Below are 22,856 nucleotides of genomic sequence, written 5' to 3'. Positions count from 1 at the left end.
ATATGAATTATATGTTGATATAATAGAGGAAATAATGGAATTTACTAAATCTTTGAATAATAAGTTAGATGGGTTGCACTTACTAAATCATCCATTCTACCAATCATGGAATACAGGGAGCTTAAGCTTGCAAGCTTTACAAACCTATGCTAAAGAATATTATCACCATGTTGCTGCGTTTCCTCGTTATATCAGTGGTATACACTTTTTGTGCCCAGATTTAAAAATGCGACAGGTTTTGCTTGGTAATTTGATAGAAGAAGAACAAGGTGATGAAAATCATCCAGAGTTATGGAAACGTTTTGCTGAAGGACTGGGAGTAGCAAGGTCTGATCTTCTTGAAGATGCACAGGTTAAGGAGACACAAGAATTAGTTGATGGTTATTTTGACATTGTAAGATCAGGTTTTGCGGCAGGTCTTGGAGCCTTGTACGCTTACGAACGTCAAACTCCAGAGGTTTCTAAGTCTAAAATTGAAGGTTTAAAAAAGCACTATTCAATAAGTGATGAGCGTTCTCTTCAATTTTTTACGGTTCATATGCATGCTGATGAATGGCATTCTGAGGAGTGTGCAAATCTTATTGAAGATCTAGATGAAAAAGAGCAAGATAAAGTTATGCAGGGTGCTCAAAAGGGAGCAAAGCTCTTGTGGGGTTTTCTTGACGGTATGATACGTTTGTCATTAAACTCAGTGAATGCCTGCATGTAATCTTCTTATATCTGATCTGCGGCTTTGGGTTCATTTAGGATGTAGCGCAGAAGAGAAGTTCTCTCCCCAATTGGTGAGTATTGATATTGATCTCACTTTTAAATCTCCTCCTTCAGGGCTTACAACTGATCAGCTTAAAGATACTCTCTGCTATTTGGAGGTAGTACGGAACATTCAATATTTCGTTCAAGGCAAGCAATTTAATTTAATCGAGCATTTAACTCATGAGATATACAGAGCCATTAATAACCTTTTGCTGCGAAAGAAGCATATTATTTCTTCTGTCAAGGTGACTACTCACAAAACTGCACCACCAGTTCCTGGTGTGCATGGGGGAGTTTTCTTTACTTACTGTAATGAATTGCAAGAATGATCTATATTTCTATTGGCTCAAATATGGGGAATCGCTTTTCCCATTTACAAAGAGCTACTGAGTTACTAAAGAAGCGCTATTTAAAAGATTTAAAGTCTTCGATCATTCTAGAAACTAAGGCCATTTTACCAAACGGTGCTCCACCTGAGTGGGATAAGCCATTTCTCAACATGATTGTCTATGGAAGTTGTTCTTCTTCTCCCGAAGAGCTATTAAAAGGTCTAAAACAAATTGAGTGTGATATTGGCCGTCCGCAAGTCTATGAAAAGTGGGCACCTCGCGTTATTGATTTGGATGTTTTGTTATGGGATGATCTAACGCTCGATACACCCTACCTTAGAATTCCTCACCCAGAATTGATAAACAGACCATTCTTGCTTCACTTGATGGCAATGCTGAACCCTATGGATAATACTCCAATAATCAACAAAACGTTCGGTTATGATATCCCTAATATTCAAGATTGTTTTTTAAAGAGTTTTACGCTTTCGCCAGAGCTTGTGGGTATTGTCAATATTACTCTTGATTCATTTTCAGATGGTGGTCTTTATTATGATGCAGATCAAGCAACCAAGCAGGCACTGCGGCTGTTATCAGATGGTGCAAGCATAGTTGAACTTGGTGCTCAATCAACAAGACCTGGCTCCTCAATACAAACTCCAAAAGCAGAGTATGCACGCTTAAAACCAGTGCTTGATGATCTTAATCAATATATGAAAGTTGGTGACATTAAAGTCGGCATCGATAGTTTCTGGCCAGATGTTATTTTGAATGTTTTGGAGCATTATAACATTACTTGGATAAACGATGTTAAAGGAGATCTAGATGATAATACCTTAAAAGCGATTGCTAGCAGTGGATGTAGTATCGTTATTATGCATTCACTCTCCATACCACCACATAGTGACAACATTATCCCAAGTGACATTGATCCAATTGATACCATAAATAATTGGGCAGAAAAGAGCATTAACAGGTTACTTGCCCTAGGTTTTGATCAAAGCTCGATCATTATTGATCCTGGTATTGGTTTTGGCAAATCTATGTACCAGAATATCCAGATTTTACGCAGTATAGAAACGTTACAAAATTTTGGCTGCAAAGTTCTGGTTGGTCATTCTAGAAAGTCATTTATTTCTTCTTTTTCTACAGAACCTGTCTTTAACCGAGATTTAGAAACAATTGCTTTATCATCTGCATTGCACAACAAGGTTGATTTCCTTCGAGTGCATAATGTGCGTGATCACATGCGATTCTTTGTAGCTCAAGCTGCTTTACAGGGATGATAGTTATCGGAATTATGGCTGTTGATCCCAAGGGGGTAATTGGAATAAATAATGGATTGCCCTGGCATTATCCAAGTGAGTTAGATCATTTTCGTCAGGTGACTGACAAACAAGCTATTGTTATGGGGAGAAAGACATTTGAAACTATGCCTCAAAACATATTAAACGATCGTATTCCTATTGTTTTTTCTCGTGACAAATTAAATTCTTGTTTTAACAGAGGTATAAAGTGCACTATTATTTCTTCTATGCAAGAGTTTTTGTCAATCCAAAGTAGTTCTAAAGTCTTCATGATTGGTGGAGCACAAATAGCGCATCTTTTTTTAGAATATAATCTAATTTCAGAGTTTATCATAACAGAAATTCACAGACTTTATAAAGGTGATGTATATTTCAACTTAACACTTCTTGATGGATGGAATAAAACTATTCTTACCAAAACAAAAGATTATACTATATGCAAGCTAAGTCGATAGATAAGAAGGCTTTTATGAGAAACTTTTTGATGTAATAGTATGTATGTTAAAGCAATTTATACCCACCGCATTGAATGTGGAGAAGTATTAGAGCAGGTTCTTGATCGCTATGTTTCAGAGCTGCTAAGAGAGGAAGTTGTTCTTGCTATCACATCAAAAATCATTTCAATTTGTCAAAAACGAGTAGTTTATAAAACTGTTTGTTCTAAAGAAGAGCTAATCAAAAGAGAAGCTGATGCAGTTGTTGATGTGGCTCACAGTATCTGTTTAACGATTAAAGATAATATCTTAATTCCATCTGCTGATATTGATGAATCAAATGGTAATGAGGTGTATATTCTATATCCAAAAGATGTTCAGAAAACAGCTCTGTCAATATGGAATTATCTCAAGACAAAACACTGCATAAAACATCTTGGTATTTTGATTACAGATAGTAATGTAACACCTATGCGTCATGGGGTTACGGGCGTTGCTCTTGGTTGGTGTGGATTTGAACCACTTTATTCCTATATAGGCAAGCCAGATCTTTATAATCAACCACTGCAAGTAACACAAGTCAATCTTCTTGATGCGCTGGCAACGTCTGCTGTTTTAGTTATGGGAGAAGGGGCGGAGCAAACACCAATGGCAATAATTAGTGGTGCACCAAAGGTTCACTTTCTTACTCGTCCGCCAACTACAAAAGAAGAAAAAAGTGTTAAGATATCTATGAAAAAAGACCTTTACTCTCCTCTCCTCATGGGAGCCCGTTGGTTAAAGAGTTAAAGAGNNGAACTTAAAAATTTGCTATTCCTTCATAAGGAGAATATCTGTTCAGATGCATGGCTAATGCTGAAACAAAAATTCCAGTGCTCCCTTTCTTGTCATCCGAGTAGCTGACACTGGGATGACACCCTAGTAGAAATCGTTTTTGTAATTGCAACATTCGTGCAATCTTTAGCCATAAATATTAAGAAATTTACCAAATGAAAAAAAAGGCAAAAGAAGCCCCGTGGTTGGCTAATTACTTACATTATACTTTCAAGTATGGCGTTTTTTTATTCTAAACGCTTAATAACCGCGATTTAGCTGCTTTTTAATGCAACTAACCTTTNNAGTCATAAATGTTTAAGAAATTTACTAAACAGAAAAAAAGGCAAAAGAAACCCTAGGGTAGCTAGTTATTCACTATCCATTTTTTAAGTTGGCGTTTTTTTATGTTTTAAATGCTTTATAAGCGCGTTTCAGCTTATATAGCTAGAATATTGTGAAGACATAAGGTGCACATAGTGCAAAAAATTAAAAATAAGACGCCAGATACGTGAGTTTTTTTGTCATTTAATCTGTACAGAGAAGATAAATAAATAGCTTCAGTTTCATGATAAGGGCGCTGGCGGAGTTTGTCAAGGAATTTTTATGGCTGCGCTGGAATGATACCAGTTGTTACTCAAACAACAGTTATGCAAGAGATCTGATTACATCTAAGCTAACAATGGACCGCTAGATATACTACTAACTACGTTGACCTGATTCAATATTTTATTAGTGGGATTGAAATAATTTTCTATAAATTCCTTATATATAGCTGTTAACTTGTGTATATCGTCTACTAATACGCATTCGTTTATCTGATGTGCAGTTTTGTTGATTATACCAAATTCAATCACTGGACAAACATCTTTGATAAACGCAGCGTCAGATGTGCCACCACTTGTGCTCAGCGCAGCATCAATACTGGTAACTTTATTTATCGCATCAAGCATAATATCAATATTCCTATCGGGAGTAGAGAGGAAAACGTCCCTGCTGCTATGCATAGAAAGCTTATAATCGTTAGTTACACTGGAGCATATTTCATCAATCAGCTTATATAAGCCACCCGGTGTTTGTTCATTGTTATATCGAATGTTAAAACGTGTAGTTGCTGAACCAGGTATTAGATTGCTAGTATTATTTCCAACATCGATAGTAGTAACTTCGCAATGTGAAGGCTGAAAATATTTATTACCATGATCAAAAGTAGTATTTTTTACCTTACTCAATATCGATATTACCTTATATATTGGATTATCTGCTAGGTCTGGATAGGCAACGTGCCCTTGTTTTCCATGGCAAATTAATTCAAATGTTACAGAACCTCTTCTGCCTATTTTTATGGTATCACCTAATTTCTCACTACTGGTTGGTTCGGCAACTACACAAAAATCTATCTTTTTCTGCTTACTTTTCATCCATTCCAAAACTGCCTTTGTTCCATATTCTTCCGTGCTTTCTTCAGCACTGGTAATCAATGCACTTATTGAACCATTGAATTGAAACTTCTCTGCAATCAGATTTACCATAGCAGCAATAAACGCAGCTACTCCGCTTTTCATATCAGCGGCACCTCTTCCATATAACATTCCATCCCTCACTTCTGGATTAAATGGATCGAAAGTCCAATCTTTTAACTGACCAGGTGGCACAACATCAACATGCCCAGCAAAACATAAATTCGGCATTCCATTTATGTATTTCGCATAGAGGTTTTTGACTTTAGTTCCATTATCACCAAATTCTAAAATCTCACAGTCGAAGCCACTTTTCTTGAAGATTGTTGCTATATGTTCTATTGCCCCGCCGTCCCTTGGTGTTATACTCTCAAAAGAGATCAATTTCTTAGTTAGCTCTACAGGGTCAATTTTCATGTCAATCTTAAAATACTTATATTGCTATATTGTAAACACTCTATGCATTATTTAAAACAAATATTACATCAAGCTGAACAAACTTTTCTAAGGGAAGTAATAACAGATTACCACCTTGCTGATGATATCTATGAAATATGCACACGACACGGAAATGACATCTTTCTAGTTGCAGATGAAAATACAGCAAAACTTTTAAATAAAAACGTATTTAATAAAATTTCTCATTTAATTATTCCAGCCCCACCTGTCATTCCAGTGTCACGCGCTGGGATGACACCAGGTAGAGAAATGACACCAAGCAGAGCTGCCTCTCTTGAAACCGTAAATCTAGTTAGAAACAAAGCAAAAGACAGTGACTTAATAGTTGCATTTGGTAGCGGCACCGTTAACGACATCTGCAAATATGCAAGCTACCTCGAGAAAAAAGATTATATATCGTTCCCAACAGCCGCTTCCATGAATGGATATACATCCGCAAATGCTTCAATATTAGTAAATGGATATAAAAAATCGTTCGAAGCACATCTTCCAAGAGCGATATATATAGATATAGACATACTTACCAATGCACCACTGCGCCTTACATTAAGCGGATTTGCAGATTTCATTTGTCGTTCAACAGTTCAGGCTGACTGGCTACTATCTCATTTGTTGCTTGGCACAGAATACAATGAATTACCTTTTACACTTGTTCACGATTTGGAGCAAATTTTGCTAAGAGAATATACGGCGCTTACTAAAAGAAGTAGAAAAGAGGTCCTATTACTTATGGAAGTTCTACTAATTTCAGGACTTGGAATGGTGATGTCAAAAGGCAGCTATTCTGCAAGCCAAGGAGAGCATATGATAGCTCACGCAATGGAAATGGTAATAAAAGATCATTCCTCACTACATGGCGAAAAAATTGCTGTCACAACGATTACCATGGCTAATTTGCAGGAAAAGATATTATCAATACAAAACCCGATTATCAAACCGACCACTTTAGATGTAAAACATGTAACTCAGTGCTTTGATAATATCAAATTTGTAAGAACTTTTGAACAGAAGCAAATTCTGCAGCAAAAAATCCAAGAGATTATTTGTAAAGAATGGCATAATATTTCCAGTTTAATTAAGCAAAATTTACTACCTGCAAAACACCTGCAAAAAATATTTGAAGATCTATCAATTCCACACTTACCAGAGCACCTCAGTTGGAATAAAGAACAATATTGTAAAGTGGTCAATCTTGCGTTTGCAACAAGAGATAGATTCACCTTTCTTGACTTAGCTAACTGCATAGAAGAAAGTTAAGTTTTGTAGTGAAATTCTGTCATTTAAAGGGATCATAGGCCAAAAGCTAAACCCTTTTCACAATCTCCTATCCATTATTTCCTCACCTGAGTGGATACACAACTCACTCCAAGTAGCTGACACTGAGTCACACTATTCCACTCAGTGCACTTAGGGCGCTGCTTTTGCTAAACATAGTCTAGTTCGAGTGGCTGAGGAGGGACTCGAACCCCCGACCAAGAGATTATGATCCTCCTGCTCTACCAACTAAGCTACTCAGCCTAATTAAAAACCTTATTATACACATGATCTATATGTTTCGTATAATACTTCAAATCAAACAAAGATTCAAGTTTTTCAGAGTTAATAACTTCAAGTAAGGATTTATCTTGTTTCAATTCGGCCAGAAAACCACTGTTGTTTTGTTTCACTTTCATTGCATTGCTCTGAACAACTTTATACGCCTCTTCCCTCGTTAAACCACTATTTACTAACTCAAGTAATACACGCTGTGAGAAAATTAAGCCTTTTGAAGAATTTAAGTTCTTTTCAATGTTTTCCTTATTGATCACCAATTTATCTATCAAATCTGTTAATCGCACTAAAGCAAAATCCATTGTTATACAGGCATCAGGAGCAATGCATCTTTCCACAGATGAGTGTGATATATCACGTTCGTGCCACAATGCAACATTTTCTAACGCAGGAAACACATAGCTGCGTATTAAACGTGAGAGCCCAGTTAAATTTTCACTTAAAATAGGATTACACTTATGCGGCATAGCAGAACTCCCCTTTTGCCCAGTGGAAAAATATTCGGAAATTTCTCCAATTTCAGTTCTTTGTAAATGACGAATTTCAACAGCAACATTTTCTATTGAACTTGCAATCACTCCCAAAACTGAAAAGAATATGGCATGTCTATCACGAGGAATGACTTGAGACGATATGGTTTCAGGTATGAGTCCTATTTCTTTCGCTACATACTCTTCAACAAACGGATCAACATTTGCAAAATTACCTACTGCACCTGATATTTTACAAATAGAGATCTCTTTTTGTGCGCTAATTAATCTCTGATAATTGCGTTTAAATTCAGCATAAAATCTAGCAAATTTTAATCCAAGAGTTGTTGGTTCTGCATGCATTCCATGACTGCGCCCAACACAAACAATATCTTTATAGTCATCAGTTTTTTTNTTCAATACTGCAAGTATATTTTTTAGATTCTCGAGTAAAATATCACATGACTCTTTCAACTGCACCGCAAGGCATGTATCCAAAACATCAGAACTTGTCATTCCATAATGAAGATAACGAACATCAACTCCCGCTTTTTCAGCAACATATGTTAAAAAAGCTATAACATCATGTTTCACAATGGATTCAATTTCGTTGATACGTTCAACATCAAAATCAATAGCACCGGAAAGCTTCTGAGCAATATCCTTAGGGACAATTCCTAGCTTTGCTTGAGCTTCGCACGCTAATCTTTCTATTTTGAGCCATATATTAAATTTATTATTTTCTTCCCAAATCGCAGACATTTTTTTACGGCTATAGCGCGGGATCATCTTTGATCAGCTACCCTCACCATCAGTAGCTTCTTTATTCGCATCTTGCTCTGCCTGTTGTTGCTCAGACTTCTGATTTTGCAATTTTACTTGCCTTAGCTCATTTGCATCTGTTTCGGATTTCACAACGTATATAGTAATTGGTACTACTACTTCACTATGTAATTCTATGTTTACTTGGTATTCACCCAAGTTTTTGATGCTTATTCCACCAAAAGATAAACTACGATGATCTATCACATGTCCTTCTTGTAGTAAAATTTTCGCAATTTCACGTGTTGTTACAGAACCAAAAATTTTACCATCCTCTGAAGATTGCTTTATTAATACCACAAACTTATCATGTAGTGACAATGCAAGCTCTTTTGCTACATTTAATCTTTTTATATTCTCTTCTTCCAGTAATAAACGTTGCTCCTCTAGCTTTGTTAAATTTTCCTTGGTAGCTTTCACCGCTTTTCTTTGTGGAAAAAGAAAATTACGTGCGTAACCTGGTTTAACTTTGACAACTTCACCAAGCTTACCTAAAGTCCTTATATTTTCCTTTAAAATTATCAACATAAATTACCTAAACTTTTTTAGTACAGTAAGGAACAAGAGCCAAAAAACGTGCCCTTATGATCGCTAAGCGTAACTTCCTTTGTTTTTTTGCACATACGCCTGTTAATCTTCTAGGTAATATCCTACCATAGTCAGAGGTAAACTTGGATAATAAATCTGTATTCTTATAATCTATATCTTCATCTTTAGACGTAGCAAGAGGGCAAACTTTAGAACGCCTAAAGCCAGTCCTATTATTTACAGATACGTAAGAATTATTAAAACTATTTCGTCTTTTCATCATTATGCGCTTTGCTCCTCAATTTGTTTATTCATCATATAAGATTTACCTTCAAAAAATTTATCAACCTGCACAGACAAGTGGCGAATAACGTTCTCATTAAGTTTCATTCTACGCACAAATTCATCCAGAATGCTTGCAGTAGAACTTATGCACATTATACAATAATGACCGCTCTTCATCTTATTTATTGGATATGCAAAATCCAAAAGACCCCAATGTTCATACTTGATTAATCCTGATGCTTCAATGTTTTCCAAAAGCATTTCCAATGCTTTGCTCGATTGAGTTGGACCGTTTATTCTAAAATCTTTCAAAATATCTTGAAAAATCTTTATTAGATGTTCTAAAATATTTCTCTTCAAAGCATTTACTGCGTTATGGACAAACGCACTTTTAGTACTGCCTCTTAGAAATTTTATAAAATCTTGCGTTATTCCTAAATCTTTTAGGTCATCTTTCAACTCTTTATCGATTTTTGACTTCACTTCTTTCAAATTTGAAAGATCTTCTTCCAATTCAACCCATAAAATTTTTATAAGATCTTCCAAGAAATCAGAGTAAGCAACTAGACCTTCTTTAATGTTTTCAGCACGCGTTTCTAACTCTTGTTTTGTAAGCGTACTATTTTGCTTTTCCATAAGACTCTTAATCTTCTGGAAAATAACATCTGCTTTAATATTTTTCAATGAAACAGCTAGCTCTTGGACCATCTCCTCTACTTCTTGCTGTAACAATCCTTGTTGTGCTATAAAAGTAAATTCATAAAGATTCACTATATCTTCCTTTAATACCGATTAAATATTTCATTATATAAAGCTTTTTTATATAAGCAAGTTATTTGTATTAATTTCTACGCCTTTAATCCAGCTTAAGTTAGATATTTCATAAATAACTTGAGGAGCAATTGAGTATGCACCTGGTAATAAGATGCTCACTTTATGTTTTTCGAGAAGAAGTTTTAGCATTATTTTGGTTCTGCCTTCATCTTTCAATATTGTGTTTAATTCCATAGCGGCTTTTTGCGAATCCGTGCACTCAGTGGTGAGAACTAATTCCTTTATTGTAGAAGCGATTCTTTTTGTAAACTCAGATATATCCTTGCCTGCTAATCTTGTCGTATTTTCCGAAGCTTCAAGATCAATTATCACAAATGTTCCTGGTGAAAATAAATCTCTTTTTTCTTCTATTATTTCATTATTATAAAATGCTATTTCAGAAACGTTATGGGGATCAGAAAGTGTGAGTATAACAAACCTTCCACGCTCTGAAGTTCTCATACGTGCATTTAATATTACCCCAGCAGTTTTTGCTGTTTTATTATCTCCGATAAACCCAATATTTAGCTTTTCCAGAAGAATTCTAAATTTTTCAAGTGGATGATTAGTTAAATAAAATCCTAGTGAAAATAACTCATGCTCTAATTTTTCCTCTTCATCAAAATCTTCCACATTCTCAAATTTCGGTTTGAGGACATCAAGACTACCAAACAAAGCAGCTTGACTTGATTCCCTATCCTGTTTGTTTTTATTTGCAAAGTAAATCAGCATGTCCATTGACTCATATAGCTGCTTTCTGTTCTTATGCACGCTATCGAATGCCCCAGATTTAATTAGGCTTTCTAGCGCCCTCTTATTTATTATATGACCTGAATTTTGAATGAATTCCCATATGTCCTTATAAGCGCTTGAACGTGTGTTCATTATTCCTTCTGCTATAGAAAAACCAACATTCCTCAAGGCAGCAATACCATAACGTATGCACTCACCCTCTATTGAGAATTCAGCTTGAGACTTGTTTATATCAGGTGGAAGAACGGTAACGCTACTAAACTTTGCTGCATGATAAAATAAATTCAGTTTATCTCTATCATCAATATTTAGATTCATTAGTGCTGTAAAAAATTCTAATGGATAATTAGCTTTAAGGTAAGCCGTTTGATAAGATATCACCGCATATGCTGCAGCATGAGATTTATTGAACCCATAACCAGCAAATTTTGCAACAAGGTCAAAGATATAACTTGCCCTGTCGTAATCAACGCCATTCTTCGTTGCCCCTTGGATGAAAAGTTCACGTTGTTTATCCATCTCTTCCTTAATTTTCTTACCCATGGCACGTCTCAGCAGATCTGCTTCCGCTAAGCTATACCCGGAAAGAATACGGGCTATTTCCATCACTTGTTCTTGGTAAATTATTACCCCAAATGTCTCTTTTAATACCTCCTCAAGTAACGGATGAATATAATCTGGCTTTTCAAGTCCGTGTTTTCTTGCAACATAAGTTGGAATGTTATCCATAGGTCCTGGACGATAAAGGGAAATTAAAGCGATAATATCTTCAATGCAATCTGGCTTTAATTTGATTAAAGCTTCCCTCATTCCCGAACTTTCAAGCTGGAACACTCCAATTGAATCACCGCTAGAGAGCATCTCATAGGTTTTTTGATCATTCAAAGGAACTGAAGAAATATCGATCTTTTTTTCATCACGATTAATTAAACGACATACATGATCTATTAGCGTTAGCGTACCAAGTCCAAGAAAATCAAATTTTATTAGCCCAGCTTTCTCCACATATTTCATGCTGTATTGAGTGATTGGCAAAGCTGAATTTGGATCATAATACACAGGAACAAAATTTTCCAACTTTTGATCACATATTACAATTCCAGCAGCATGGGTTGAAACGTGACGATATATTCCTTCAAGCTTAAGAGATATATCAAGAAGCTTTGCAATTACCTCATCACTATCCCGTTCTTTCTGCAGATTTTGATCAAACTCTATCGCTTGTGATAAAGTTACAGGATTTACTGGATTAAATGGAACCATTTTAGATATTTTATCCACTTGAGAGTAAGGCATTTGTAATACTCTACCAACATCACGCAATACTGCCCTTGCTTGCAGTTTTCCAAAAGTGATTATTTGAGCAACATAACCGTACTTTTTCTGAACATAATCAATAACCAGGTCCCTTTTCTCTTGGCAGAAATCGATATCAAAGTCAGGCATCGATACACGATCAGGATTCAAAAATCTTTCAAATATTAGGCCAAACTTTATTGGATCAAGGTCTGTAATCTGCAAGCCCCAAGCAACAATTGATCCAGCACCAGAGCCTCTTCCTGGACCAACTGGAATGCCATTTGCTTTGCTCCAACGAATGAAATCAGAAACTATCAAAAAGTAGCCAGCGTAGTTCATCGAAGTTATCACACTCAGTTCGTAATTCAGCCGATCGTAGTATTGTTTAAGGTCTATGTCTGTCTCATTCGCAATACGGAATTCTAATCCTGCAACTGCCTGCTCCCTCAGTTCTTCATTCTCAGTTTTATTTTCTCTACAAGGAAATTTAGGCAAAATAGGCTGCCTGCTTCTTGGCATGTAAGAGCACCGCTTAGCTATCACTAAAGTGTTATGAATTGCTTCGGGAATGTCGCTGAACAGCTCTTCCATTTCTGCCACAGATTTGAAATAATGCTCAGTGGTTAGCTTTTTCCTGTTATTTTCGAGAGCATAACTACCCTCTGATATACACGTTAATATATCATAAGCCTCATAGTCAGACCTATTTGGAAAAAACACATCGTTCGTTGCAACTAGTGGTATATTGCGCTGATAAGCAAAGTCTATCAAAGCTTCTTCAAGCTCTAGCTCTTTATTCAACCCATGACGCTGCAATTCAACATATAAATGACCATTGAATGCTGAAAGCAGTTTTTCAACCGTTTCTTTATCTTGCCCCAACAATAGTTGAGCCAAACATCCACCGGTTAAAGCGATCAGACCCGTACTTAAATTCAATAGCTCATCAAAATCAACGTAAGGAATATCGCTGTTATTCTTGCGCTTTCTAAAAGACTCACTCACCAAAGTGACTAAATTAGTGTACCCTTGCTCATTTTTTGCAAGCAATAATATAGGTAAATTTTGTTCTGAATGTTTAACTATAATATTGCATCCTATTATTAGCTGTATTCCCCTACTTGCTGCATATTCTGAAAACTCGAGCGAGCCAAACAAGTTACCTGAATCAGTAATTGCAACCGCTGGCATTTTATTTCGCAAACAAAGGCCGATCAGCTCCTCAATTTTAACCGAGCTTTCAAGCAGCGAATAAACACTATGAACACGTAAGTGTATGAACATAAAAAACTTTAGATCAACAAAAAAGGATAACATTAATTTACTCATGAGAACATAATTTTCATGAGAACAAAAGCCTATAAGATTTCTCAAATCTAAGGTTAAAATACAAAAAACTTCCTTGACAAACTCCGCCAGCGCCCTTATCATGAAACTGAAGCTATTTATTTATCTTCTCTGTACAGATTAAATGACAAAAAAACTCACGTATCTGGCGTCTTATTTTTAATTTTTTGCACTATGTGCACCTTATGTCTTCACAATATTCTAGCTATATAAGCTGAAACGCGCTTATAAAGCATTTAAAACATAAAAAAACGCCAACTTAAAAAATGGATAGTGAATAACTAGCTACCCTAGGGTTTCTTTTGCCTTTTTTTCTGTTTAGTAAATTTCTTAAACATTTATGACTAAAGGTTAGTTGCATTAAAAAGCAGCTAAATCGCGGTTATTAAGCGTTTAGAATAAAAAAACGCCATACTTGAAAGTATAATGTAAGTAATTAGCCAACCACGGGGCTTCTTTTGCCTTTTTTTCCGTTTAGTAAATTTCTTAATGTTTATATGGAAGATGTCATTCCAGTGCCTTGACTACTTGGATCCAGAAAACTTAACTTTAAATAAGTGGCTGCATAATAAAGACTAGATCCCAGTGTCACGCACTGGGATGACATTATAGGAGCGCTGGGATGACATTATAGGAGCGCTGGGATGGACATTATAGGAGCACTGGGATGACATTATAGGAGTGCTGGGATGACAAGAAGAGGGCACTGCCGTCATAAAGGAACTAGTGTCAGCTACTTGGATGACGCCTCACCATGTCATCCCAGTGTGTGACACTGGGATCTAGGAAACTTAACTGCAAGTAATGCATTGGGTTTTGTAAATATGGGTTTTGCGTTATAGAAAGAAATACTTTTGGTGAATTTGTAAAGAGAACTAGATCCCAGTGTCACACACTGGGATGACATTAGACTTCTTTCGAAACTAGAATAAAACTGTTAAAGCAGTGGTTTTGAGGTAAGAAGAAATGAAGTATGAAGGAGCTGAATGAAGAGGAATTTCGTCGGCTAACAGGAGTAAAAAAATCAACATTTAATAAAATGGTAGGGATTTTATGTGAAGAAAATAAAAAAAGAAAGCCAAAGGAGGAAGAGCTGAACGAGGAGAGCATGCTGCTTATGATATTAGAATACTTACGAGAATACCGGACATATTTTCACATAAGTCAAAGCTATGGAGTAAGTGAAAGTACGGCATATAAAACTGTAAAATGGGTAGAGATACAACACCCGGATTTTGCATTGCCAGGGCGAAAAGAGCTTCTAAAAAGCGACATGGAATATANNGTGATTGATGCCACGGAAACACCAGTGGAGAGGNACAAAAAAAAGCAGAAACGATTCTATTCGGGAAAGAAGAAAAAACATACACTAAAAACACAAATAATTGCAGAAAAGAAGAGCAAGAAGATTATTTGTACATCATTTTAGAATGGATNNGATTTTCGGCTTTTCAAGGAGTCAAAAGTGCATGTATCAGAAGGTATAAAAGTTTTAGCCGATGGTAAANAAATTCACAAAAATGTCGAGTTGCCACACAGAAGGATGAAAAAGAGTCCCTTAATTAAGGAAAAAAAGATAGAAAACNTAGCGAGCAAAAGAGTAGTGGTTGAGAATATAATTGGTCTGTTAAAAAGATTCAAAATTATTGCAGAAAGATATCGCAATCGGAGAAAACGTTTTGGCTTGAGATTCAATTTAATAGCAGGAATTCACAATTTTGAGCTGTCTATTTGAGTTTCGAAAGAGGTCTAATGTATGTACAATATATTGGGCATAGACCAAAATGGAAGAAAAGAAGTCTTGGGCTTTTATTTGGCTGAAAGTGAAGGAGCTAACTTTTGGTTGGGAGTGCTAAATGACCTCAAAGAAAGAGGAGTAGCAGTTGTGTTAAAAGCTCAGACAGATAAAATCTGTCAAAAGATAAAGAAACTCTTTATTTTGTATTTTTTGAATATAATTTCGCATGGAAGCGCTTCTGCAGTTATAGCCGAGATTGACAATGGTGCCTTAAGTGCCCGTGTAAAAGCATGGTTTTGGGTGGAACGGTCAAATCATTGGTGGAGTCTAATTATGACTACCCCGCGTAGAAGATTGTATAATCTAACCGTCCCAAGCTGAAGCGCTTCTCAACTATAAATCATTATAGAGTGGAGGTTCCAAAATGGCAAAAGTAAAAAGCAAATTAGAGATCNTGATGCGGCAGATTGGCTCATCTGTACATTATATATGTGTACCTGAAGGAAGAGATAAGCACAGTGTTCAAAAATTCGGGTGTTTCACAGAAGATCTCTACAACATAGCAAAATGGTTGAAAAAATGTAAAGTTAATACAATAGCCATGGAGTCAACGGGAGTGTACTGGATTCCTTTGTTTCAAGTACTTGAATCACACGGATTTGAAGTAAAACTGGTAAACGCAAGACATGTAAGAAATGTACCTGGAAGGAAATCAGACGTTCAGGATTGTCAGTGGCTTCAACAGCTACACAGCTATGGATTACTTCAAGGGTCATTTAGGCCAGATGATCAGATGTGCGTATTACGTAGTTATGTTCGGCAACGTAAAAACTTAATTGAAAATGCTTCAACACATACTTTGCGTATGCAAAAAGCATTAGTACAAATGAATGTCCAATTACACAAAGCTATAAGCAATATTACAGGTGTTGCTGGAATGAAAATTATTAAGGCAATACTAGAAGGTGAAAGAGATCCTAAAAAGCCAGCTGAATTTAGAAGTTCAAATATGAAGAATGATGGAGCTACTATAGCAAAAGCATTAAAAGGTGACTATAGAGAAGAACATTTATTTGCATTAAAGCAAGAATTTGAACTATACAATGTTTATCAGGAAAAAATAGCAGAATGTGATAGAAGCATCGAAGAACATTATAAAACATTTGAGACAAAGTCTGGTGAAAAAGAGTTATGTAATAAAATAAAAAACAGGTCTACAAAACACAGGCCAGATTTTGCTATACATGAAGAACTGCATAGAATAACAGGTATGGATTTTACAAAAGTTCCAGGACTTGATGTAGTGACCATACAAACAATAATCTCAGAGACTGGCATAAACCATAATAAATGGCCAACAGAAAAGCATTTTACTTCATGGCTGGGGCTAAGCCCATCTAACAAAATTACAGGAGAAAAAGTATTTAGCACAAGAACTCGCAAGGTTATGAATCGTGCTACAGATGCTTTTAGAATGGCTGCTCACTGTGTATCAAAAAGCAACAGTGGAATGGGTGCGTATTTTNGCAGAAGATTAAAAAAGCACCTAGGAGCACCAAAAGCAATTACTGCTACAGCAAGGAAAATAGCATGTATCTTTTATAGTATGCTGAAGTTTGGACAAGAATATGTGGAAAGAGGAATAGATTATTATAACAAACTATACAAGGAAAAAGCATTGAAAAACCTAGGAAAAAGGGCTAGAGAACTTGGTTATATTTTGGTAAAAAAAGATGAACTAGTTGAGGGAGTTTCTTAGAGCATATCTTCAAACTCAAGAATGAGCTAATTTGTGAAGCATAATAGTGATCATATTAAAAAAGATGTTATTTTTTGAAGTGAGAGGAGAATGCTCATAATCCTTACTCATACGTCTAAAATTGGAGAGCCAAGCAAAGGTTCTCTCAACAATCCAACGTTTAGGAATAACCTGAAATCCTGTATCAACTACTTTCTTGGTAATCGTCAACAAACATCCAGTTTCCAATAAACAGCGGTTTTGCAATTTACCTGTATATCCTTGATCAGCAAAAAACTTACGTAATGTTGGAGCTTTGCATTTGGCTTGAACAAAAAGATTTAGTTGCACCATCACGATCTTGAATGCTTGCACTGTGTACTTCAGCAGCAATTACAAGACCTAGAGTATCTACAACGATGTGGCGTTTTCTACCCTTTACTTTCTTGCCAGCATCATATCCTCTGGATCCCCTTTTTGAGTGGTTTTTACTGATTGACTGTCAATTATTCCTACTGATGGAGTTTCATTCTTACCAATTATCTTTCTTAGTTTTTTAACTAGAAAATCATGAATTTCTTGCCATATTCCACTTTTTTTTAAACGCGAATTACAACTATACACGGTTTTCCATGGTGGAAAATTCTTAGGTAGTTGTCTCCATTGACAGCCTGTTCTCATCACATACCTTATTGCATCGATAATCGTTCTGATACTGTGTTTTCTTGGTCTGCCGGTCTTTTTAGGTTCAAAATATTGCTCTATCATCTTCCATTCTTTGTCACTTATATCGCTTGGGTACATTTAAAATATATCTTATAACACACTTCTTAACTCCTTTCTACTTAGTTTGAAGACATGCTCTTAGAAGTCAATAAAAAAAATGAAAAATATCGAAAAATTTTCAATTTGGGAGTGTTAAATAAAGCATACGCGTCAAGTTAAGAGATTGTAAGCAAATTCAGGGAAGTTAAGGTAGATACTCTAGTTTTTCTGTACTTGTCTTTTAATGAAAATCGCGACCAAGTTATGGTAAGCTTTTTAAGAAAAATTTTCAAACTATTAACTTTATTCTTTAGTGCTGAAAATAACTCTCTAACCCGCCTTTTTAGCTCAATAAATGCCTTTGTTAAGCTAAGTTCTGTATTCTTTTTCACTTCTGTGCAACCGACTATGCCGTGAAATATAAGAATTGCGCACAATTTAGCATATAGTTCACATAATACTCTGCATGGCTTTCCTTTTAGCTTATCAAGTCTGATATGGCTTTTATACAATTTAAATAATTTGCCACCTTACTCTGTAATACTTGCTCAGCACTAATTTTATTTTCTGGAACATTAGTTATACCAGTTCAACAATTTTTGATTTCTTTTAGAGGATTTCCCTGCGATCTTGCTAATCTATTAGCTTTCCTTCTTCTGGCTATATTCAGTTAGTTTCTGACATATAATTCTTACTCTAATTTTTGCTTCTTTTCCTAACAATACCTCGTTTTCTAAAAATCTCTAAACATTCTAATAACTCCATTTTTTGATTTGTTTCTACATCATATATGTTGGTATCGACGACTTATGAAATAAGCTCCTATTTCATTGATTTGTTTAAAAGAACTTGGCACAAAATAACCGAGATCAGATATTAGTAAATCGTTGCTCGATATATTGCTTAAATGGCTTCTATAACCCTCTTATTCCCTCAGTTATATTAAGCTGGTCTAATGTCTGGTTTAGGTAGTCAAAAACTAATTGTAACTTTATTCCAGACTTAGTATTGCTTTCATAGCCACTGTAGCTAGTACCATAACCTTTATACATCTCTTCCATACTGTTAGGTAGANNAATAGCTACTGTCCAATAATTTAACACTATTAAATTGCTGTAAGATTTTGCAATCAACTTGCAAGATATTTTTAAAAAGAACCACAGATTCATTATACATCCTTTTCATAAATTCCACTGCTTCTTCAGTAAATCTAAAATCCAAACCTTGTTTTGTTATATCTCTCGTTTAGTAATTGACACATTGTTTCTACGCTACAATTATCAACCCCTATATTACCCAAGACCATGGCTTTTATGAACGATAGCTTTCTCTTTCTTTTTATAAACCTTGTTGTAGTTGAGATTTTGTCTGCTTTTTCATTAAAAAATTCTTTGAGCTTTTTTGATAAGCAAGTTATTTTATTCATTCGTTCTCTCACTAAAAGTATATATGGGAGAACTTATACCTTATTATTATATCTCTTTCATACCTTTATTTCCTTAACTTGACGCGTATGCTTTTTTGAACATTCCCAGTGAACCAAACTTGCTTAAGACTACTTAATTAGTTATAGTTGTAAGTTTGAGGTACAGTAAAATGACAGCTTTTGTCCCTTTGATTATTTTTTTAATCTTGTACCTTGGAAGTGGTGCTTATTTTTCTTTTATCGGAACTGATAATCCACTTCATCAGGTTTCACCAGTAATATGCTTGTTACCAGCACTATTTTTTGCTGTCTCACGTGGTACAAATAAAATTCAACATAACATCGATACTGTTATCAAGGGCATGGGTGACAAAAATACCCTTACTATGTGCTTGATTTTTCTATTTTCCGGAGCATTTTCTGCGGTTACTCAATCAATTGGTAGCGCAGACACTGTTGCTAATTTAATTCTTAATTTCCTTCCAGCACGATTACTACTTCCTGGAGTATTTTTGGCTTCTGCTTTTATTTCAACTGCAATTGGCACATCTATGGGAGTTGTTGCGCTGATGGTACCTATAGCTGTTAATCTGGCAAAAAGTGGAGCTTTTGGTCTTGAAATAGGAACTGCAACTGTAGTAGGTGGTGCTGTGTTTGGTGACAACCTCTCAATGATATCTGATACCACCATTGCATCTGTTTCTTCACAGGGAGCTTCAGCAAAAGATAAACTTAAAATAAACTCTAAGGTTGCATTTACTTCAGGTATTATAACACTCACCTATCTGGCAGTGATTTCAAGTAGTACAAAAATTATTTCTATACCAAATTTAGATTATTATTCTATAATAAAAATTATTCCTTATATTTCTCTAATAATTATGGGTCTGTTTGAAGTTGCCACTCTAGTCACAATAACTGTAAACATAATTATTGCTGGTGTGCTAGGAATAGCTTTTTTTGACTATGCCATCGTTCAATTTCCTCATGACATGTATGACGGTTTCAAAAAAGTAAACGAAATAGTGATATTTGCTCTATTTATTGGTGGGTTGAGCCATATAATGTACAAACAAGGTCAAAAAGCGTTGCATAAACTCATCGATGAAAGCAATATCACAAAAACTAAAGCTGAATTTGTGATAGCAGGAATTGCGTCTATGGTTACTACCTTGGTTGCCAATAACACCATTGCTATTTTACTAAGTGGTGGTATTGCAAAAAGGCTTGCACAAAAACACAGTATTGCGCCACATCGCAGCGCATACTTATTAGATGTTTTTGCTTGTGCTACAAAAGGCATCTTACCTTATGGTTCTCAACTATTGCTAGCAGGAAGTATAGCTTTTGTATCACCTATTTCTTTATTAACAAAAGTATATTATTGCTTTATTTTAGCAGCAGTTACAATAGGCGAAATAATCATTAACAGCAGAAGTTGTACAACTACAACTTAGAGTTTCTCTTTATCAGTGCGTTTTATAAGAAACGGAATTACTTAACACATAATGACAGTTGTGGCCTATGCAAGAAGTCTATTGACTTTGAGCGCACTTTAGCCTATACAATTTCAATATCTTAAACTGTCAAATATGCCCGATCTAAAGACAATGATGTTAAATTTTGGACCTCAGCACCCAGCTGCACATGGAGTGTTGCGTCTTGTTTTAGAGATGGATGGCGAAGTGATTGAAAGAGCTGATCCTCACATTGGGCTTTTGCACCGTGGCACTGAAAAATTAATAGAACACAAAACGTATCTTCAAGCTTTGCCTTATTTTGATCGTCTTGATTATGTATCACCAATGTCACAAGAGCATGCATATTCACTGTGTGTGGAGAAATTGTTGCAATGCGAAATTCCGATCAGAGCAAAGTATTTACGTGTTTTATTTTGTGAATTGACGAGAATACTAAATCATTTACTGAATGTCTCTTCTCAAGCACTTGATGTTGGAGCAATGACTCCTCTTTTATGGCTCTTTGAAGAAAGAGAAAAAATATTGGAATTTTACGAAAGAGCTTCAGGCGCAAGGTTTCACGCAGCTTACATAAGACCAGGTGGAATTGCAGCAGATGTTCCAGAAGGCTTGATTGAGGATATTGCAAAGTTTATAGAGCAATTTCCAAAGTATATAGACGATGTTGATGAGCTTTTAACAGAAAATAGGATATGGAAGCAGCGTACTGTAGGAATCAGTGAAATATCAGTAGCGCAAGCACTTAATTGGGGCTTTAGTGGACCAATGCTGCGTGCTGCTGGGCTTGCTTGGGATTTGCGAAAAAGCCAGCCATATGAGATATATGATCAACTGGATTTTGATATACCTATTGGCCAAAATGGCGATTGTTATGACCGTTATCTAGTTAGAATGGCAGAGATTAGGCAGTCTATTAGTTTGGTTAAGCAATGTATAGAGAAGATGCCTGGAGGCCCAATAAAAACTGAAGATAGAAAAATTTCTCCACCGCCAAGAGCGGAGATGAAAAAATCTATGGAAGCTCTGATCCACCATTTTAAACTTTACTCAGAAGGATATCATGTGCCAGAAGGTGAGACTTATGCTGCTGTTGAGGCACCAAAAGGCGAGTTCGGAGTATATATAGTTTCAGATGGTACCAATAGACCTTATAGATGCCGAATAAGAGCACCTGGCTTTGCGCATTTACAAGCCTTAGACTTCATGGCAAAAGGACATATGCTTGCTGATATTGCAGCAATTATCGGTTCACTCGATATAGTCTTTGGTGAGATTGACAGGTAAGATAACTGTGGTTTCATTCATCATATATTAACTTCCGTCTTCTATACTGCGCCTATAATAATTTATAAGAGCATGTCTTCAAACTCAAGAATGAGCTAATTTGTGAAGCATAATAGTGATCATATTAAAAAAGATGTTATTTTTTGAAGTGAGAGGAGAATGCTCATAATCCTTAGAGCATGTCTTCAAACTCAAGAATGAGCTAATTTGTGAAGCATAATAGTGATCATATTAAAAAAGATGTTATTTTTTGAAGTGAGAGGAGAATGCTCATAATCCTTACTCATACGTCTAAAATTGGAGAGCCAAGCAAAGGTTCTCTCAACAATCCAACGTTTAGGAATAACCTGAAATCCTGTATCAACTACTTTCTTGGTAATCGTCAACAAACATCCAGTTTCCAATAAACAGCGGTTTTGCAATTTACCTGTATATCCTTGATCAGCAAAAAACTTACGTAATGTTGGAGCTTTGCATTTGGCTTGAACAAAAAGATTTAGTTGCACCATCACGATCTTGAATGCTTGCACTGTGTACTTCAGCAGCAATTACAAGACCTAGAGTATCTACAACGATGTGGCGTTTTCTACCCTTTACTTTCTTGCCAGCATCATATCCTCTGGATCCCCTTTTTGAGTGGTTTTTACTGATTGACTGTCAATTATTCCTACTGATGGAGTTTCATTCTTACCAATTATCTTTCTTAGTTTTTTAACTAGAAAATCATGAATTTCTTGCCATATTCCACTTTTTTTTAAACGCGAATTACAACTATACACGGTTTTCCATGGTGGAAAATTCTTAGGTAGTTGTCTCCATTGACAGCCTGTTCTCATCACATACCTTATTGCATCGATAATCGTTCTGATACTGTGTTTTCTTGGTCTGCCGGTCTTTTTAGGTTCAAAATATTGCTCTATCATCTTCCATTCTTTGTCACTTATATCGCTTGGGTACATTTAAAATATATCTTATAACACACTTCTTAACTCCTTTCTACT

General features: G+C 35.7%; 21 protein-coding genes, 1 tRNA gene and 3 pseudogenes. 11 read left to right on the top strand and 14 right to left on the bottom strand.

The genetic code is table 11. From position 1 onward, the window contains the following. The first annotated feature begins 34 nt into the window (after nucleotides 1-34). From NOX90_RS00965 to NOX90_RS00945, 5 genes are read left to right on the top strand one after another with little or no spacing between them, the layout of a single operon-like run. Nucleotides 35-709 carry a CADD family putative folate metabolism protein gene (locus tag NOX90_RS00965; RefSeq protein ID WP_375604204.1) on the top strand — a complete coding sequence of 225 codons (675 nt, stop codon included), beginning with the start codon at nucleotides 35-37 and terminating at the stop codon, nucleotides 707-709. Beyond that, the gene (locus NOX90_RS00960; protein ID WP_375604203.1) at nucleotides 696-1,082 is read left to right on the top strand and encodes a dihydroneopterin aldolase; all 387 of its coding nucleotides are present in this window, start codon (nucleotides 696-698) and stop codon (nucleotides 1,080-1,082) included. Before NOX90_RS00965 ends, NOX90_RS00960 begins: the two co-directional genes overlap by 14 nt. Beyond that, nucleotides 1,079-2,368 carry a dihydropteroate synthase gene (gene folP, locus NOX90_RS00955; protein ID WP_375604202.1) on the top strand — a complete coding sequence of 430 codons (1,290 nt, stop codon included), beginning with the start codon at nucleotides 1,079-1,081 and terminating at the stop codon, nucleotides 2,366-2,368. The genes NOX90_RS00960 and folP overlap by 4 nt, the downstream gene beginning before the upstream one ends. Further along, nucleotides 2,365-2,844 (top strand): dihydrofolate reductase, encoded by a 480-nt coding sequence (locus tag NOX90_RS00950; RefSeq protein WP_375604201.1) that lies wholly within the window; start codon nucleotides 2,365-2,367, stop codon nucleotides 2,842-2,844. Before folP ends, NOX90_RS00950 begins: the two co-directional genes overlap by 4 nt. A gap of 39 nt (nucleotides 2,845-2,883) precedes the next feature. Beyond that, the gene (locus NOX90_RS00945; protein ID WP_375604200.1) at nucleotides 2,884-3,612 is read left to right on the top strand and encodes a putative folate metabolism gamma-glutamate ligase; all 729 of its coding nucleotides are present in this window, start codon (nucleotides 2,884-2,886) and stop codon (nucleotides 3,610-3,612) included. 695 nt (nucleotides 3,613-4,307) lie between these two features. On the opposite strand, the gene dapE is transcribed toward NOX90_RS00945, so the two are convergent. After that, nucleotides 4,308-5,513, bottom strand: coding sequence for a succinyl-diaminopimelate desuccinylase (gene dapE, locus NOX90_RS00940; RefSeq protein ID WP_375604199.1), 1,206 nt, complete (start codon nucleotides 5,511-5,513; stop codon nucleotides 4,308-4,310). A gap of 42 nt (nucleotides 5,514-5,555) precedes the next feature. On the opposite strand from dapE, the gene NOX90_RS00935 reads away from it, so the two are divergent. After that, entirely contained in the window at nucleotides 5,556-6,812 is a 1,257-nt protein-coding gene (locus NOX90_RS00935) for an iron-containing alcohol dehydrogenase (RefSeq protein WP_375604198.1), read from the top strand. Nucleotides 6,813-7,000: 188 nt separating this feature from the next. Here NOX90_RS00935 and NOX90_RS00930 read toward each other — a convergent pair. From NOX90_RS00930 to dnaE, 6 genes are all read right to left on the bottom strand, one after another. Continuing rightward, nucleotides 7,001-7,073, bottom strand: a tRNA-Met gene (locus tag NOX90_RS00930). Beyond that, nucleotides 7,073-8,365: an adenylosuccinate lyase gene (gene purB / locus NOX90_RS00925; protein ID WP_375604197.1), complete on the bottom strand. Its 1,293-nt coding sequence runs from the start codon at nucleotides 8,363-8,365 to the stop codon at nucleotides 7,073-7,075. The genes NOX90_RS00930 and purB overlap by 1 nt, the downstream gene beginning before the upstream one ends. Nucleotides 8,366-8,371: 6 nt before the next feature. Beyond that, the gene (gene rplI / locus NOX90_RS00920; RefSeq protein ID WP_375604196.1) at nucleotides 8,372-8,926 is read right to left on the bottom strand and encodes a 50S ribosomal protein L9; all 555 of its coding nucleotides are present in this window, start codon (nucleotides 8,924-8,926) and stop codon (nucleotides 8,372-8,374) included. A gap of 7 nt (nucleotides 8,927-8,933) precedes the next feature. Then, entirely contained in the window at nucleotides 8,934-9,209 is a 276-nt protein-coding gene (gene rpsR, locus NOX90_RS00915) for a 30S ribosomal protein S18 (protein ID WP_064125330.1), read from the bottom strand. Beyond that, nucleotides 9,209-9,982, bottom strand: a complete 774-nt coding sequence (gene rpsF / locus NOX90_RS00910) for a 30S ribosomal protein S6 (protein WP_375604195.1) — start codon at nucleotides 9,980-9,982, stop codon at nucleotides 9,209-9,211. Before rpsF ends, rpsR begins: the two co-directional genes overlap by 1 nt. A gap of 48 nt (nucleotides 9,983-10,030) precedes the next feature. Beyond that, nucleotides 10,031-13,360, bottom strand: coding sequence for a DNA polymerase III subunit alpha (gene dnaE / locus NOX90_RS00905; RefSeq protein WP_375604569.1), 3,330 nt, complete (start codon nucleotides 13,358-13,360; stop codon nucleotides 10,031-10,033). Nucleotides 13,361-14,396: 1,036 nt separating this feature from the next. Here dnaE and NOX90_RS00900 point away from each other — a divergent pair. From NOX90_RS00900 to NOX90_RS00890, 3 genes and pseudogenes are all read left to right on the top strand, one after another. Beyond that, nucleotides 14,397-15,158, top strand: a pseudogene (locus NOX90_RS00900) (IS5 family transposase). A gap of 18 nt (nucleotides 15,159-15,176) precedes the next feature. After that, nucleotides 15,177-15,329: pseudogene (locus tag NOX90_RS00895) on the top strand (transposase); the annotation flags it as partial. A gap of 256 nt (nucleotides 15,330-15,585) precedes the next feature. After that, nucleotides 15,586-16,920 carry an IS110 family transposase gene (locus tag NOX90_RS00890; RefSeq protein WP_375604194.1) on the top strand — a complete coding sequence of 445 codons (1,335 nt, stop codon included), beginning with the start codon at nucleotides 15,586-15,588 and terminating at the stop codon, nucleotides 16,918-16,920. Between the two features lie 15 nt (nucleotides 16,921-16,935). Here NOX90_RS00890 and NOX90_RS00885 read toward each other — a convergent pair whose 3' ends face one another. From NOX90_RS00885 to NOX90_RS00870, 4 genes and pseudogenes are all read right to left on the bottom strand, one after another. Next, the gene (locus tag NOX90_RS00885) at nucleotides 16,936-17,292 is read right to left on the bottom strand and encodes a transposase (RefSeq protein WP_375603641.1); all 357 of its coding nucleotides are present in this window, start codon (nucleotides 17,290-17,292) and stop codon (nucleotides 16,936-16,938) included. Continuing rightward, a complete protein-coding gene (locus NOX90_RS00880) occupies nucleotides 17,198-17,395 on the bottom strand; it encodes a transposase (RefSeq protein ID WP_375604568.1) in 198 nt (65 codons plus the stop codon). The genes NOX90_RS00885 and NOX90_RS00880 overlap by 95 nt, the downstream gene beginning before the upstream one ends. Then, complete coding sequence (locus NOX90_RS00875) at nucleotides 17,338-17,703, bottom strand: transposase (RefSeq protein WP_375603639.1); 366 nt, start codon at nucleotides 17,701-17,703, stop codon at nucleotides 17,338-17,340. Before NOX90_RS00875 ends, NOX90_RS00880 begins: the two co-directional genes overlap by 58 nt. A 137-nt stretch (nucleotides 17,704-17,840) precedes the next feature. Next, a pseudogene (locus NOX90_RS00870) lies at nucleotides 17,841-19,090 on the bottom strand (IS4 family transposase). Nucleotides 19,091-19,260: 170 nt separating this feature from the next. Here NOX90_RS00870 and NOX90_RS00865 point away from each other — a divergent pair. Continuing rightward, nucleotides 19,261-20,547 carry a Na+/H+ antiporter NhaC family protein gene (locus NOX90_RS00865; protein WP_375604193.1) on the top strand — a complete coding sequence of 429 codons (1,287 nt, stop codon included), beginning with the start codon at nucleotides 19,261-19,263 and terminating at the stop codon, nucleotides 20,545-20,547. Between the two features lie 135 nt (nucleotides 20,548-20,682). Next, a complete protein-coding gene (locus NOX90_RS00860) occupies nucleotides 20,683-21,855 on the top strand; it encodes an NADH-quinone oxidoreductase subunit D (protein WP_375604192.1) in 1,173 nt (390 codons plus the stop codon). Nucleotides 21,856-22,046: 191 nt separating this feature from the next. Here NOX90_RS00860 and NOX90_RS00855 read toward each other — a convergent pair whose 3' ends face one another. The 3 genes from NOX90_RS00855 to NOX90_RS00845 are packed head-to-tail and all read right to left on the bottom strand — an operon-like array spanning nucleotide 22,047 to nucleotide 22,814. Continuing rightward, a complete protein-coding gene (locus NOX90_RS00855; RefSeq protein WP_375603641.1) occupies nucleotides 22,047-22,403 on the bottom strand; it encodes a transposase in 357 nt (118 codons plus the stop codon). Next, entirely contained in the window at nucleotides 22,309-22,506 is a 198-nt protein-coding gene (locus NOX90_RS00850; RefSeq protein ID WP_375604568.1) for a transposase, read from the bottom strand. The genes NOX90_RS00855 and NOX90_RS00850 overlap by 95 nt, the downstream gene beginning before the upstream one ends. Beyond that, the gene (locus NOX90_RS00845; protein ID WP_375603639.1) at nucleotides 22,449-22,814 is read right to left on the bottom strand and encodes a transposase; all 366 of its coding nucleotides are present in this window, start codon (nucleotides 22,812-22,814) and stop codon (nucleotides 22,449-22,451) included. Before NOX90_RS00845 ends, NOX90_RS00850 begins: the two co-directional genes overlap by 58 nt. Between the last annotated feature and the right edge of the window lie 42 nt (nucleotides 22,815-22,856).

The sequence above is a fragment of the Wolbachia endosymbiont of Anurida maritima genome (assembly GCF_042182995.1).
In the GTDB taxonomy this organism is placed as follows: domain Bacteria; phylum Pseudomonadota; class Alphaproteobacteria; order Rickettsiales; family Anaplasmataceae; genus Wolbachia.
This window is presented reverse-complemented; position numbering and strand designations above follow the sequence as displayed.

Excerpts from the sequence above, each read along its gene's own strand:
- folP (WP_375604202.1), top strand. The coding sequence starts at position 1,079 with ATGATCTATATTTCTATTGGCTCAAATATGGGGAATCGCTTTTCCCAT.
- NOX90_RS00950 (WP_375604201.1), top strand. The coding sequence starts at position 2,365 with ATGATAGTTATCGGAATTATGGCTGTTGATCCCAAGGGGGTAATTGGA.
- NOX90_RS00845 (WP_375603639.1), bottom strand. The coding sequence starts at position 22,814 with ATGTACCCAAGCGATATAAGTGACAAAGAATGGAAGATGATAGAGCAA.
- rpsR (WP_064125330.1), bottom strand. The coding sequence starts at position 9,209 with ATGATGAAAAGACGAAATAGTTTTAATAATTCTTACGTATCTGTAAAT.
- dnaE (WP_375604569.1), bottom strand. The coding sequence starts at position 13,360 with ATGTTCATACACTTACGTGTTCATAGTGTTTATTCGCTGCTTGAAAGC.
- NOX90_RS00945 (WP_375604200.1), top strand. The coding sequence starts at position 2,884 with ATGTATGTTAAAGCAATTTATACCCACCGCATTGAATGTGGAGAAGTA.
- NOX90_RS00965 (WP_375604204.1), top strand. The coding sequence starts at position 35 with ATGGAATTTACTAAATCTTTGAATAATAAGTTAGATGGGTTGCACTTA.
- NOX90_RS00960 (WP_375604203.1), top strand. The coding sequence starts at position 696 with ATGCCTGCATGTAATCTTCTTATATCTGATCTGCGGCTTTGGGTTCAT.
- NOX90_RS00860 (WP_375604192.1), top strand. The coding sequence starts at position 20,683 with ATGCCCGATCTAAAGACAATGATGTTAAATTTTGGACCTCAGCACCCA.
- dapE (WP_375604199.1), bottom strand. The coding sequence starts at position 5,513 with ATGAAAATTGACCCTGTAGAGCTAACTAAGAAATTGATCTCTTTTGAG.
- rplI (WP_375604196.1), bottom strand. The coding sequence starts at position 8,926 with ATGTTGATAATTTTAAAGGAAAATATAAGGACTTTAGGTAAGCTTGGT.
- NOX90_RS00875 (WP_375603639.1), bottom strand. The coding sequence starts at position 17,703 with ATGTACCCAAGCGATATAAGTGACAAAGAATGGAAGATGATAGAGCAA.
- NOX90_RS00865 (WP_375604193.1), top strand. The coding sequence starts at position 19,261 with ATGACAGCTTTTGTCCCTTTGATTATTTTTTTAATCTTGTACCTTGGA.
- NOX90_RS00935 (WP_375604198.1), top strand. The coding sequence starts at position 5,556 with ATGCATTATTTAAAACAAATATTACATCAAGCTGAACAAACTTTTCTA.